General features: G+C 53.8%; 11 protein-coding genes. 1 reads left to right on the plus strand and 10 read right to left on the minus strand.

Annotated features, from left to right (window positions below; genetic code table 11):
• Window positions 1-125 precede the first annotated feature (125 nt).
• Window positions 126-803: a response regulator gene (locus MLE19_RS13765; protein ID WP_240718744.1), complete on the plus strand. Its 678-nt coding sequence runs from the start codon at window positions 126-128 to the stop codon at window positions 801-803.
• On the opposite strand, the gene MLE19_RS13770 is transcribed toward MLE19_RS13765, so the two are convergent.
• The 10 genes from MLE19_RS13770 to MLE19_RS13815 all read right to left on the minus strand — a co-directional run bounded on the left by MLE19_RS13770 (window position 800) and on the right by MLE19_RS13815 (window position 13,770).
• Entirely contained in the window at window positions 800-2,191 is a 1,392-nt protein-coding gene (locus MLE19_RS13770) for a hybrid sensor histidine kinase/response regulator (RefSeq protein ID WP_240718745.1), read from the minus strand. The two genes, MLE19_RS13765 and MLE19_RS13770, sit on opposite strands and share 4 nt — an antisense overlap.
• On the minus strand, window positions 2,160-3,326 hold the full coding sequence (gene nosP, locus MLE19_RS13775) for a nitric oxide-sensing protein NosP (protein ID WP_240718746.1): 1,167 nt from the start codon (window positions 3,324-3,326) through the stop codon (window positions 2,160-2,162). Before nosP ends, MLE19_RS13770 begins: the two co-directional genes overlap by 32 nt.
• Window positions 3,307-5,571, minus strand: coding sequence for a hybrid sensor histidine kinase/response regulator (locus MLE19_RS13780; protein WP_240718747.1), 2,265 nt, complete (start codon window positions 5,569-5,571; stop codon window positions 3,307-3,309). Before MLE19_RS13780 ends, nosP begins: the two co-directional genes overlap by 20 nt.
• Window positions 5,561-6,058: a molybdopterin-dependent oxidoreductase gene (locus tag MLE19_RS13785; RefSeq protein WP_240718820.1), complete on the minus strand. Its 498-nt coding sequence runs from the start codon at window positions 6,056-6,058 to the stop codon at window positions 5,561-5,563. The genes MLE19_RS13780 and MLE19_RS13785 overlap by 11 nt, the downstream gene beginning before the upstream one ends.
• A gap of 175 nt (window positions 6,059-6,233) precedes the next feature.
• The gene (locus MLE19_RS13790; RefSeq protein ID WP_240718748.1) at window positions 6,234-7,052 is read right to left on the minus strand and encodes a DUF2189 domain-containing protein; all 819 of its coding nucleotides are present in this window, start codon (window positions 7,050-7,052) and stop codon (window positions 6,234-6,236) included.
• Between the two features lie 330 nt (window positions 7,053-7,382).
• Entirely contained in the window at window positions 7,383-7,811 is a 429-nt protein-coding gene (locus tag MLE19_RS13795) for a universal stress protein (protein ID WP_240718749.1), read from the minus strand.
• Window positions 7,812-7,822: 11 nt separating this feature from the next.
• Window positions 7,823-10,417, minus strand: coding sequence for a TRAP transporter permease (locus MLE19_RS13800; protein ID WP_240718750.1), 2,595 nt, complete (start codon window positions 10,415-10,417; stop codon window positions 7,823-7,825).
• Window positions 10,418-10,574: 157 nt separating this feature from the next.
• Window positions 10,575-11,555: a TAXI family TRAP transporter solute-binding subunit gene (locus tag MLE19_RS13805; protein ID WP_240718751.1), complete on the minus strand. Its 981-nt coding sequence runs from the start codon at window positions 11,553-11,555 to the stop codon at window positions 10,575-10,577.
• A 441-nt stretch (window positions 11,556-11,996) separates the two neighbouring features.
• Window positions 11,997-13,301 carry a TRAP transporter large permease gene (locus tag MLE19_RS13810; protein ID WP_240718752.1) on the minus strand — a complete coding sequence of 435 codons (1,305 nt, stop codon included), beginning with the start codon at window positions 13,299-13,301 and terminating at the stop codon, window positions 11,997-11,999.
• Complete coding sequence (locus tag MLE19_RS13815) at window positions 13,291-13,770, minus strand: TRAP transporter small permease (protein WP_240718753.1); 480 nt, start codon at window positions 13,768-13,770, stop codon at window positions 13,291-13,293. Before MLE19_RS13815 ends, MLE19_RS13810 begins: the two co-directional genes overlap by 11 nt.
• Window positions 13,771-13,796 lie beyond the last annotated feature (26 nt).

The following is a 13,796-nucleotide window of genomic DNA, read 5'->3' on the forward strand; positions in this document are numbered from 1 at the left end:
GAGCTCCTGAGTATTATGATTATTAAAGGTGCTTTTTTAAGGTGCATAGACAGTGTTGTTCACTAAAGCAAATAGCGATATAGCCCGATGGCAGGATTAGCCCTCATCCCTTGGTAGGAGACGCCATGTATTCCCTGTTGGTGGCAGATGACCATCCGCTGTTCCGGGATGCGCTAAAAACCGTGATTAGCGGCGGCTTGGCAGGTAGCCAACTGGCGGAAGCGGAGAGTCTCGCTGATGCGATGACGTGGGTGGAGAAGAATGCGGAGTTAGATCTGCTACTGCTGGATTTAAGCCTGCCGGATGCCGAAGGGTTAGAGGGGTTAACCCGTCTGCGCGAGGCGTTTCCGTGGCTGCCGGTAGCGATTATTTCCGCGCATCAAGAGCGTCAATTGGTGCTGGATGCCATTACCTTGGGCGCGGTGGGCTATATTCCCAAATCCACGCCCCGAGAAGCACTGCTGGCAGCGTTAACGCAGATTCTTGAAGGCCAGCTCTACCTACCGCCCGATGTGATGCGCCGCCCAGCGCCACGTGCACTTTCACCGCTACCCACGGCTAATACGGCAACCAATAGCGAGCGCTTAGCGCGATTGACCGAGAAGCAGTTGGCGGTACTGGGCTGCATGGCCAAAGGCATGTCCAATAAGCATATTGCGCGGGAATTGTTGATTGCCGAAACCACCGTTAAAACCCATGTATCGGCGATTTTGCGTAAATTAAACGCGACCAGCCGTGTACATGCGATCGTCATTGCTGGAGAGGAGGATTTACGTTTTTATCGCGCCAACCGGGCTCACTAATGTTGATGCAACAGCGAGCCAAGCAGCATGCGCAGGCGCAGCGGCTTTAGTGGTTTTAGTAAACAGTGCATGCCCGCCTCACGGGTGGCGCGTTTGATCTCTGCCTCGTGATTCGCCGTTATCACCACCGACGCCAATCCGGGGTAGCGGCGCTGTAGCCGTGCGGCCAAGTCAATGCCGGTTTCATGGTGGTCACCCAGATGGTAATCAACCAACAGCACTGCTGGGCGCTCACCATCGCTGGCGGCTTCCAAGGCACTCACCGTGGCTGCCGCGCGTACCCGGCAGCCCCAGCTGCTTAGTAGCGCCTGCATGCCCTCAATAATAGCCACGTCATCATCGATCACCCAAACGATACAGCCCTGCAACGGATCATCCATTTCTGCCCAGGGCGTGGCGTAACGCACTGGTAGTGCCGTGCTAGAGGCAGTGGCGTAAGGCACGGTGATGGAGAACAGCGCCCCTACACCGGGACGCGAGGCAAGCGATACCGGCTGCTCCAGCATACTGCTGATGCGGTCAACGATGGCGAGCCCTAGCCCTAAGCCACGGCTGTGAGCACTTTGGGGGTGGTTGACCCGCCGAAACTCCAGGAAGATCGCTTCACGCTGCTGCTCTGGAATGCCGGGGCCGGTATCGCCCACCATAATTTCCAACCCATGACGTCGCCGCCTACAACCCAGCAGCACACGGCCATGTTCGGTATAGCGCACCGCGTTACTGAGGAAGTTGCGTATGACCCGTGCCAGCAGCGCCAAGTCTGATTCAATCACCATACTGGAAGGCACGTAGTGCAACGCCAAACCACGCACACCAGCCACTTGGCGGTACTCTTCCGCCAGCGTATCGAGCAGTGTACTCACCGCGAACGGTGCCTTATCTGCGCGCAATACCCCCGCATCCAAGCGTGAGATATCCACCAGCGTTCCTATCAGGCCTTCCACATCTTTCAGCGAGCGGCCGATATGGCCCACTAGCATTTGCGAGTTTTCAGGCAGCGAGTGGGTTTCTAAAGCGCTGGCAAACAGACGGACCGCGTTGAGCGGTTGCAGCAAGTCGTGGCTAACCGCCGCGAGAAATTTTGTTTTGGAGAGGTTAGCCGCTTCAGCCTCAGCTTTTGCCGCCAGTAACCGCGTATTAACCTGGCCCAGCTCGTCCAGAGTACGATGCAAGGTATCGGTACGTTCACGCACCTGTTCGGCAAGTAGTACTGAACGTTCAAAGGCGGCGTAAGGCGCCCCATCAGCGCTGCTGTCCCCTTCTACCCGCTCCATTAGCGCTTGGCAGACTTTTCGCAGGCGACGATTCTCTTCGCGCAGCGCGGCGACCTCGGCCTCATCCTGGTTATTGGTCACTTCAGTGGTTGTAGTTAGCTGGAAGAGATCCAAACGCCACCCCCGTAAACGTTTGATTCACATGCATGCCATGGTGTTGCTCACCGTAGGTATTGAACCCCACTACCCCCGCCTGGCGCAGCAACTGCGACGCCTGATCTAGATGCGCTAGCGCTTCAAGCTCCATGCGGCGTAAGAAGCAGTCGCAGGCAATGATCACGCTGGGCGTACCCAGTCTGGCGCTCACACCTGCAAGCATCTCCTTAAGGTCATCAAGTAGCGGCGTTGGCTGCATGGCCGTTAGCACGATGCCATTTTCGACTGCACAGTAAAAACTTAGACTGCTATCGCTATTAACGCGCTGAATGGAGCGCACATAGTGCTGCCCGCCGATATGCACCGCCAAGGGATGATGGGCAAAAATCGCTGCGTTGAGCTGTTCAGGGGCTACGCCCACTAGGTCAGCATACACCTGCGCCGCGGGCAGACCATTGAGTTCAATTACCCGACGCTGCTCCCGATTCGCCTCCGTCACCACAAGTTTGTGCGTTAATGGGATCAAGTGGTGAGTAGAAAACACCTCAAAGGGCAATCGAGTATTAATCATCACCACCACCGCTGCCCGGGTATAAAAGCGCCCGGCGGTATACACATGGGTATGGCTTAGATGATTGTCATCGCCTGCAGAACCGCCAAAGCTGGGTATGCGCCCTAGCGCGGCATCTAACGTTGCGAGCACCTGCTCTTCACGGCTCGACAGGCCATCCAACAAGGTTAGGGCAAAGCTGTGCTCGTTAATTGGCGCAATAGCCTGACGGCGGCAACGCTCCAACAGCGTATCGACCAGCGGTTGGGCGTTGGCCAGTTCAAAATGATCCAGGTCATCGATCAGCGCTGTTTCGATGGCAAACAGACGACGATCAAAGCCCATCGCCACGATTGAGCCACGATCATAACCCAGCGGAGTTATCTCCCCTGCGGTAGTACAACCGCTGAGTGGCATTGAGGGAAAACTACGCTCCAAGGCAGTCGCCAGCCCCGCTAAGTCATACTCAGCACTGCAGAAAAAAAGCACGAATCCCAAATGGTCGTGACGTAAGGCGTCGGCTAGTTCGGCGGCCGCTAGGGAAGCGTCGGCATGCTGGCTAGCCGCAGTGACAATGCCTCTTTCAACGTGATAAGTGGTCACGGCACCACCTCTCCAGAGCGGAATGGGTGCGCGCAGCGGCAAGCCTTAGCGTACTGAACACGTCATCGAGTTGACTAGCACTGGGGCGTTCCCGTTTGGCTAATGTCTCGAGCTGTTTCGCCAGTTCAGCAATCTGGTCGGCACCCATGCTCAATGATTCACCGCGCAGTTGATGTGCAAGCCGCACAACTTGCTTTTCCTGCTCTGGCGTCAAAGGCCGTGCTGCTAAGCAGGCAGTCAATTGCGCAAAATAATCGCTGACTTGTTGATGATAAAGCATGATCAGCTGTAACAGGCTTGCCTCCCCCAGCGTCGTTTTAAGCATGGCTAGGGTATCGCCATTCAGCAGCGACAGCTCACCAGTTAGTGATTGGTTAACCGCTAATGTCGGTAAAGAAGCAGCGTTTGGAGTCGTAAAGAGCTGCAATGCGAGCACGTTGCTTAACGCCGAAAGCGACAGTGGCTTGGTAATATAATCATCCATACCTGCCGCAATGCAGCGTTGGCGATCATCTTCAGCCCCACCGGCGGTCATCGCCACGATAGGAACATCCGCCAACCAGCCACCCTGTTCACGCAAACGCTTAGTGACCGTCAGGCCATTCATATCCGGCAGTTGGATATCCATAAAGATCAGATGCACCTGCATAGACTGAGCCATTGCCAAGGCATCATGGCCATTTTCAGCCCATACAACATCGCAGCCCAAGCGGGATAGCAAACCAATCGCGACTTTGCGGTTGACGGCGTTGTCCTCCACCAAGAGTAGCGTTGTGCCGGAAAAATCGCGCTTCGGGGGCGATGGCAGTGACGCTGAAACGGGATCCGTTGCGACTAAAGGCAGCTCACACCAGAAGGTACACCCCTGACCTATTTGGCTCTTAACCCCCAAACGCCCTTGCATGGCTTCGCTGAGCCGTTTGCAAATCGCAAGCCCTAGTCCCGTTCCACCAAAGCGGCGTGCCACCGACTCATCGGCCTGCTGAAAAGGCTCAAAGAGACGCTCTTGCTGTTGCTCGCTCAAGCCACAGCCGGTATCAATCACCTCAAATAACAGCTGCTCCACCGTGGAGGAGACTTTGACGCTAACCTCACCGCGGTCAGTGAATTTGATGGCATTAGCGATGAGGTTAAGCAGTATTTGCCGAAGACGGCCTGCATCTATCAATACCCAGTCTGGCACCAGCGGGTCAACATGCACCGTTAACGCCAAGCCTTTTACTTTTGCCCTGGGCGCAAACAGTACCACGACACTATCGATGAGCGGTTTGAGTGCCGTGGGCGATGTTTCCAGGGTTAAATGACCTGCTTCGATTTTGGAAAAATCGAGGATCTCATTAATCATTGCCAGCAATTGGTTGGCGCTATCGTGGATGGTGTGAGCGTAATCTTCCACCTGGGCAGGACTGGCCGATTCACGCAATAATTCACTCATACCAATCACGCCGTTTAGCGGAGTGCGAATTTCGTGGCTCACCATGGCTAGAAAATCAGACTTTGCTTGATTCGCCGCCTGGGCTTGTTTAGCGGTAACTTCCAACTGCCGACCAAGCTGCTCCTGCTCCCGCCTTATTGCCGCACTTTCGCGCATTTCACGCACCAGGAAAGCAATCACCAGAAAAGCGGCCAAACTCATACCAACAATCAGCGACATTAGCAGCTTGTAAAGCAAGCTGAGTTGCGCACGCTCTTCGGTTGCCGATTCTGCCAAATAGCCATTGATTGCAATGACTAGTCGCTCTGTTAGCCGTGTTAATGTCTGTAGTTCATTTTCAATTTCCACGATAGGCAGTTGGTCAACTACCCCAAGGGATTCAAACACTTCGTAGGGATCAAGCATCGTATCCAGCACATCGAGCTGCTGCTGGATTTGGCTCAAGAGCTCTCGGGCGGTGTCAATCTCTTGCAACAGCGTGCTGACCTCCCCCTCATTGAGCAGGGTGATCCGGCTGTACAAGAGTTCAAAACGAAGGTTCAGCTCATCATGCGCGGCGGGTGATAGTGGCCCGCGCGTAACAGCCAGCAGGTGGTTTAAGAGCTGTACCGCATCGCGATCCAGCTTATAAACAACCCAAGCGGTATCTTCGCGAAGGCTTTGGGTGAGATTTTCCTGCCGCCAGGCGGCCAGGGTAGCAACGACCAATGCCGCGGCAAATAGCGATACCGCAACGATGGCAACGAGTTTAAAACGTAGGGGATAACGCAGCAGGCTAGAGGCCTGAGCGGTTGAAGCGCTAGCGAACATCAATATGCATAACCTGCCATACCGCCCTAAAGCGTATTTTTTCGCTTAGCAACGCTTCATCTTGATCAAAAGGATAGAGCACCCAAAGAGGACCATACTCACGAATCGGTATCGCTTTCTCATCTTTTTCCAGGGCCAAAATAACCTCATACTCCTCAAAATCACTAACCGGGATTTCAGCTTCATAACCGTTCAGTGCAGCGACATGTACTGCATCGCTTTCAGCGTTTAAACGCGCCAACAGGTCGCGCATTAAAGGCCCACGGTAATGATTAACACCTTCTGTCCATGGCGTGCTGGTATCAAACTCGTGCTGCGGTAACCCCGCTAACATCGCGCGGTCAAATTGAGCTTCACTGCCAACATTCGTCACGCCAATGTCGCCGCTCACCGTTAAAATGACCGGTCCGCTAGGTACGTCTAAATCGTCGGCTGTTTCAGCAAGCCCCGCCAGGGGCATGCTGAACGTCAGCACGGCCCACCCCATCAACAACGCTTTCACAGTAAACACCTCACGGTAGAATATTCACTGGCCTAACTGCCCAGGAATAAAAAGAAGACAGCGTCAAGGTTACGCTATCTCCTTAAACAGGTCAGGCCCAATACTGTTTTTTCGTCGCTGACTTTAGTAACGGGGGCGTTATTCGATTTTTACAGTTACGTTAAGACTCTATTTTTTCGAACGGCTGAAAACGCACTAAATCTTCATAGGCATGCCAACTGGCGTGACCTAACACCGGTAAAATCAGCGCTAAACCAATATAGAACGTCATCACACCGATCAGTACACAAAGCGTTAAAATCACAGCCCACAGCAACATCACGCGAAAATTACGCGCCACACAGCGTACGCTGGCTTCAATGCCTTCCATAAAGGTTAAGTCTTGATCCATTAAGGTAGGAATCGCCACGACGCTAATCGCAAATGCGCCAAACGCCAAGATGCCGCCAGCAACGGTGCCAACAGCCAGCATGCCTAATCCTTCTGACGTGGTCAGTAGCGAAGTATAGAGCGTGGCAGGGCTGGGAACTTCAAATCCAAAGAAGAGTGCAAATAGCAGGGTTGCCAAACGAATCCAGGCGAGAAAGAAGATCATCATCATGACCCCCATCATCGCCAATTGCCCCGCATGAGGCCGCCAGCTTCCGAACGCATCGCCTAGATTAGGTACTTGGCCACGCTCTAATGCGCGGCTAATGCCATATGAACCAACCGCTACCAAGGGCCCAACAAACATAAAGCCAGCAATCATGGGTAGCAGCCAATACCAGTACCCCAGCGTATATGCGCCAAGGGTGATGGCGATACTTAAGCCAACCCAAAACATGCCATACGAAAGACTGACCACCGTTGCTCGGCGAAAGTCTTCTACCCCCGCGGCCAACCATGCTCTGGGCCGATCCAAACCGACCTTATTAATAGTAATTTTAACGCTGGGTTGATCTGAATGGTGGTTTGTTTTTGTTGTAGCCGCATTCATGGCATCACTCCTGTTGTACCTGATACTAGGTCCTGAAGTCAGGATTTACATCTAAGCATCACCGCTTGTTAGCGATGGTGGTATTAATGCCAACTTAATGGCTTAACACTATTTTTTAATACTCTCTTAATGTAGCTGACCTGACGACCCAGGGCTTTGGCTGAAAGGTTATGCGTACAAAAAATCCACGAGAAGCGCTCAAAGCGCCAATTAAATTGCTGCGTTAGTAAAAACATATGTACCAGATGGAGAGGAAATCCATAAAAAACTCCGAGCAGTTGCCCGGAGTTTTTGATGTTACCTATGTGGCTCGCTAAAGTTGAGTGGCCTCTAGCGCACAATCATTACCGACATTTTCGCATGATGCACGACGTGCTCTGCATTGGGGCCAAGCACATAATCGACAAACTTTCGCTTAGTGTGTGAGGCCATGACGATCAAATCCACGTCGATTTTCTTACCGGCTTTAATAATCGCTTCCCACGGTGAACCGTCCACAATGACACTTTGTACCTGAATGTCGTCGGGCACATTCGTCTTGATAAACGCGTGAAGCGCATCGGTGATCGCCTCATGCGCTTTTTTGGCGAAGTCCTTGGGAAAATAGGAGCCCACCATGGGCATGCGATAGTCCGGCAGTACCGTCACCACATGCAGCGAGGCACCGAACGTCCGACATAGCGTCAGGGCGGTGGGCAGCGCCTTCGACCAGGAAGTCTCCTCGTTCAAATCCACCGGCAACATGATTTTGCTGTACATGGCACTCTCCTTCACGCGGTGGCGGCAGCTTGCGTATTATCACGACGTCGGCGCTGCATCAACACAATCAACCCAAAGAGCAAGAAGGCAGGTATCCACATTAGCTCTTTCGTCCAACGGTCGACAGGGGCTAGAACCTCAATGATTTCTTGATCGAAGTCGAAACCAAGCTCTGCCGCCTGGCTGCCGTAGGTCACCATATCAACGGTTGCCGTGCCATCTTCAATAAAGAGTTCCATGCCCAGGTTATCAAGTCGCTCCTGGCCTGTTTCACCTTCGGGCACCGGCAGGGTCATATAGGTGGTCATGGGGTCGCCATAATCATCCAGACCGGCAATCTGCAAGCGCAGAGTCGAGTCTTCATCGACATCGCCCAGTGCTTCAACGAATTGTGCGGGAGGTATGGATTCGTAGGGATCATGAATCATATCCATCCAGAAACCGGGCCGGAACAGCGTGAACGCAATCAGCAACAGCACGATAGACTCATACCAGCGGCTGCGCGTAATCATAAAGCCCTGGGTCGCGGCGGCGAAGATAAGCATCGCGATAGTCGACACCACAAAGATCAGTATCCCCTGAAGGAAGGTCACATCAATGAGTAGCAGATCAGTATTAAAGATAAACAGGAACGGTAGCGCTGCGGTACGAAGGCTGTAATAGAACGCCTGGAAGCCGGTTCGAATGGGGTCACCACCAGATACGGCCGCCGCCGCAAAGGACGCCAGGCCCACCGGCGGAGTAACATCGGCCATGATGCCGAAGTAGAACACGAACAGGTGTACCGCAATCAACGGCACCAGCAAGCCATTTTCAGCGCCCAGGTTGACGATGACCGGAGCCAGCAGTGCCGATACGACGATGTAGTTTGCTGTCGTAGGCAGCCCCATGCCGAGAATCAAACTAAGCACGGCGGTTAGCAACAGGATGAGCATCAAATTGCCCATGGCCAGCGTCTCCACCACCTCAGCCAGTACCAAGCCCACCCCGGTCTGAGAGACAGCACCAACGATGATACCGGCGGTAGCCGTGGCAATGCCGATGCCAATCATGTTGCGAGCACCAGTGACTAGGCCATCCCAAAGATCCATGGCGCCTTCACGCAGATCCGCGCTCATATCGCTGCGACCACGAAAGATTGACGTGATCGGGCGCTGGGTAAGAATGATGAAAATCATGAACACAGTGGCCCAGAAAGCCGACAGTCCTGGCGACAAACGCTCCACCATCAGACACCAAACCAGCACGACCACCGGCAAGATGTACTGCAAGCCAACCAACACCGTTGGTTTGGTCTGGGGCAGTGAAAAGATCGGCTCGTTAGGATCATCCATCTCAAGCTCTGGGTAACCGGCCGCCAGTTTTAGCAAGGCGATATAAATGACCGTAAGCCCAACGGCTACCACCCAGGGTGTCGCATCGCCCAGCACCGGTTTGAGCCAGCCAAGACCATAATAAACCGCTAAAGCGGTGACCATCATGAGAAGCAAGCCACCGAGAAACCCGATCACTTTATTGACCAGCGGCTTAGGTGGGTTACTGCTTTTCAGCCCCTGCATATTGGCCTTGAGGGCCTCAAGGTGAACGATGTAGACCAGCGCAATATAAGAGATCAGAGCGGGCAGGAAGGCATGCTTAATCACCTCCACATAAGAGATACCCACATACTCGACCATCAAGAAAGCGGCAGCCCCCATCACCGGCGGCATAATCTGTCCATTGACCGATGACGCTACTTCGACAGCACCCGCCTTTTCGGCAGAAAACCCAACACGCTTCATCATCGGCACCGTAAAGGTACCGGTGGTCACCACGTTGGCAATTGAGGAGCCGGAAATCAGACCCGTCATGGCCGAGGCCACCACGGCAGCTTTCGCGGGCCCACCGCGATAGTGACCCAGTAGCGAGAACGCCACCTTGATAAAGTAATTGCCAGCGCCCGCCTTATCGAGCAGGGCACCGAACAGCACAAACAGGAACACGAAGCTGGTCGAGACCCCCAGCGCAATACCGAAGACCCCCTGAGTCGTTAACCATTGGTGATTAATCAAGCCGAAGAGGCTCACCCCACCATGGGAAAGAATACCCGGCATCCAGGGGCCAGCCAGGCTGTAAATAAGAAAAACCGACGCCACGATCATTAACGGCGGGCCAAGCGCTCGACGTGTCGCCTCTAGCAACAGCAGTATCCCGGCGATGCCAATAATGACGTCCTGGAGTATCGGTGCGCCGGGGCGCTGGGATAATTGCTCGTAAAACATAAACATGTAAGCGCCACAAAAGGCCGCCGCGGCTGCAAGCACCCAATCCTGAATCGGCACACGGTCTCGCGGGGAGCGCTTAAGTGCTGGGTAGGCCATATAGGCCAGAAAAAGCGCAAAGGCCAAGTGAATAGAACGGGCTTCAGTGGCACTAAATACGCCAAACCCGAGAACGAAGGGCACTGGCGATGCTATCCACAATTGAAAAAGAGACCACGCTGCTGCAATGCTTACCAAGAGCTTCCCGGGCATGCCGGCTGGCTTGCGGGCTCCCGTATCACTAGAGGCGACCATATCCTCCAAGTCTACTCCGGCTCCCGAAGGCCTGTTCTTATCGTCTGTCATCTGCCTGCCCCGCTCCGAGTCGATTGACGCATCATGGCCATATCGAAATGCCCTATCAACATTCTCAATGCCTTATCAATATTCTAAACCAAAATGCGCGGCACCCTAAGGTAACCGCGCATTTCTTACCGAGGTAGTAACTCCTCAGGCTTCTGGATTACTCAATCCAGCCCTGTTCACGGTAGTAACGCGCAGCCCCATCGTGCAACGGTGCGGAAAGCCCTTCGCTTACCATCTCTTCCGGATCAAGGTTCTCGAAGGCCGGATGCAGACGCTTGAAACGATCAAAGTTGTCAAACACCGCCTTGACGGTCTGGTAAATCACTTCTTCATCAGCTTCTGCGGTAGTGACAAAGGTCGCTGCCACGCCGAAGGTTTCGACATCTTCGTCATTGCCGCGATACAGCCCACCTGGAATGACCGAAGCGGCGTAGTAAGGGTATTCATCGACAATGCCCTGAATGTCTTCGTCGTTCAGCGGAATCAGACGAGCATCAACGGTGGTGGTCGCTTCCTGGATGGAACCATTAGGGTGACCTACTACATACACCATAGCATCGACGTTATTATCGGATAGTGCCGCTGCTTGCTCGGCCGCATCTAGCTGAGATGCCAGAGAGAACGTATCTTCAGTCCAGCCCTTGGCTTCCATCACCACTTCCATGGTGTTGCGCTGGCCTGAGCCCGGGTTACCAATATTGACGCGCTTGCCTTCCAAATCATCGAGGGTCTCGATACCTGAGTCAGCCCGTGCCAGCAGGGTCAACGGCTCACCGTGGACACGGAATACCGCCCGTAGCTCCTCAAAGGGCTCGCCTTCGAAATTACCGGTGCCATTGTAAGCTTGATACTGAACATCGGATTGAGCGACACCCATATCCAATTCGCCGGACTTGATCCCATTGATATTGGCAACAGATCCGCCAGTGGAAGGTGCATTACACTTGATACTGGAGTCTTCAAGACGATTAACCAAACGACAGATCGACTGCCCTACGACGTAGTAAACGCCGGTTTGGCCACCGGTGCCGATGGTGATGAATTGCTCGTCATCCTGTGCCATTGCCGGTGAGGCGAAGGCAGCGGCGGCAAGTAGCGCACCGGAGAAAGCAGCGGTAGAAAACGTATGGCGTTTCATGAACACACCTCTTTGTATTGATGTTATGAGCGTACTTGATGCAATGAGCATCGTGCGTTTTGGACTCACCTAGTGAACTGTTCCCATAGGCGACCCTGCTCCAAAACGTTTTTAAAGGCTTTCTGTTTCTAAGGCAAACTGTTTCCTAGACAAACAGTTACAAGCAGCTGTCGGCTGCCTGCTAATACTACTTTAGCGAAAAAATGAACCTTTAGCGAAGAATATGGCCTGCCGCTAATAAAAGCATACTGGTTGAGAAGCCGCAGCAGCTACCGCTATTTAAAGCGCATTTCCGCTTCGTAAGATAGCATTTTAGTGGTTAGAAACGTTTAGTAAGCGTTAACCCTATACAGTTTTGGCATAGGGAATAATGATATTCATTGTTTGCTCGACTAGAGCCGCGTCTTCTGAGCTAGATGTGGCTATCGTTTATCTGGCCAATCAAACGTTATAGCCCAGCACGGTAGGCAGCCACAGCGCGATAGCGGGGAACATGGCGACTAGCGCCAAAGCACAGCCCATCGCCACCACAAACAGCAGCGCCCAGCCAAGTGTCTGCTCCAAACGAATTTTTGCCACTTCGGTGGTTACCATCAAATTCACGGCTACCGGCGGGGTAAACTGGCCAATGGCAATGTTCATCGCCAATAGAATCCCGAACCACACCGGGTTCCACTCAAAGTGCTGCATCACAGGAATCAAGATCGGCATCATGATTAGATAAATCGAGATGGCGTCCAGCAGCATCCCCGCCACAAGCACCGCCAACATCACCAGTATCAGTAGCAGCACCCCATTGTCTGTCAGGCTAATGATCCACTCGGCTAAATGGCGGAACGTACCCAGCATGGTGCCCGCCCAGGCAAAAATACCCGCTAGGGCGATAATCAGCATCACCACGCCAGAGATAATCGCCGCTTCTCCAAATAGCTCCCATAAATCTCTTAGTGACAGTTCTCGAGTTAAAAACAGCCCCACAATCGCACCATAGGCAACGGCCACCACTGCTGCTTCGGTGGGTGTAAACAGCCCTGAGCGTAGCCCGCCCAAAATCAGCACCGGGGCAAAAAGTGCCGGTATCGCCTGTTTAAACGTCGTGCGCACACTGAACTGTTCGGCGCCCTCCACCGGTTTGCCACCCTCCCAGCCGTAGCGCTTAGAGACAATCATGGCAGGTACCAACAGCGCTAAACCTGCCAAAATGCCTGGAAACAGGCCAGCGGCGAACAGCGCACGCAGATCAACCCCAGGCACAACGATGGAGTAAAGAATCAGCGCCACAGAGGGCGGAATAAGAATCGCCGTCGAGGCAGAGGCGGCAATCAGCGTGGCCGAAAATGGCTTGGGGTAACCTGCTTTCGTCATGCTTGGCAGCATCACCATGGCGACGGCCGCCGCATCCGCAGGACCGGAGCCACTCATACCGCCCATAATCATGCATACCAGTACCGCGACCAACGCCAACCCACCATGGCGTGGACCAATCAACGCTTGGGCAAAACGCACCAAGCGCAGCGCCACGCCGGAACGCTCAAAGATAAGCCCGGTGAGGATAAACAGCGGAATCGCAATTAAGGGGTACTTGGCAATACTGTTATAGGTATTGGTGCCCAGGGTCGCGAGCATATCCGGCGACAAACCCAGCACAATGCCGACGGCCCCGGAGAGCGCCAGCGAAAACGCCACAGGGAGACCCGCAATCAGTAAGCCTGCAAAGGCCAGAATCATCCACACATCAGGGCTCATCGGTAAGCCTCCCCGTCAAACGGTCAGCGGTTTGCTGAAACAAGCGCCATAACATGGCCGCAGACAGCACGGGCAACCAGACTAAATACCACCACTGAGGCAACCCCAACCCCGGTGAAAGTGACTCCCACTGATGCTCTTGCCAAGCTAGTTGGCCTCCGTACCAAGTGATCAACCCCAGCACGATGGCGCCGCAAAGCGCTTGAAAAAGGATCAAGGCACGACGGTACTTAAGCGGCAAGGCACGCTCCAGAAAGCCAATACGGATATGGCGATTGCGTCGCAACGCCACGGAAGCGCCAGCGAAGGTCAGCACCACTAGCAGAAAGACGGAAAACTCTTCGGTGAACGAAAATGAGCCGCCGGTTAAGTAGCGTGTAATGACATTACCCAGACTAATCAATGAGATAATGATTAATGCCAGCGCACCCAGCCAGCGTTCAGGGCGCGCATCAGGAAAGCCTTTCATGGCAGCCTCACAGCAAAAAGCTACCG

The organism is Vreelandella neptunia (assembly GCF_022489065.1).
GTDB lineage: Bacteria > Pseudomonadota > Gammaproteobacteria > Pseudomonadales > Halomonadaceae > Vreelandella > Vreelandella neptunia_A.

Bases quoted from the DNA above. Each gene is read 5' to 3' on its own strand.
- MLE19_RS13765 (WP_240718744.1), top strand. From the start codon at position 126: ATGTATTCCCTGTTGGTGGCAGATGACCATCCGCTGTTCCGGGATGCG.
- MLE19_RS13780 (WP_240718747.1), bottom strand. From the start codon at position 5,571: ATGTTCGCTAGCGCTTCAACCGCTCAGGCCTCTAGCCTGCTGCGTTAT.
- MLE19_RS13785 (WP_240718820.1), bottom strand. From the start codon at position 6,058: ATGGGGTGGGCCGTGCTGACGTTCAGCATGCCCCTGGCGGGGCTTGCT.
- MLE19_RS13790 (WP_240718748.1), bottom strand. From the start codon at position 7,052: ATGAATGCGGCTACAACAAAAACAAACCACCATTCAGATCAACCCAGC.
- MLE19_RS13795 (WP_240718749.1), bottom strand. From the start codon at position 7,811: ATGTACAGCAAAATCATGTTGCCGGTGGATTTGAACGAGGAGACTTCC.
- MLE19_RS13800 (WP_240718750.1), bottom strand. From the start codon at position 10,417: ATGACAGACGATAAGAACAGGCCTTCGGGAGCCGGAGTAGACTTGGAG.
- MLE19_RS13805 (WP_240718751.1), bottom strand. From the start codon at position 11,555: ATGAAACGCCATACGTTTTCTACCGCTGCTTTCTCCGGTGCGCTACTT.
- MLE19_RS13810 (WP_240718752.1), bottom strand. From the start codon at position 13,301: ATGAGCCCTGATGTGTGGATGATTCTGGCCTTTGCAGGCTTACTGATT.
- MLE19_RS13815 (WP_240718753.1), bottom strand. From the start codon at position 13,770: ATGAAAGGCTTTCCTGATGCGCGCCCTGAACGCTGGCTGGGTGCGCTG.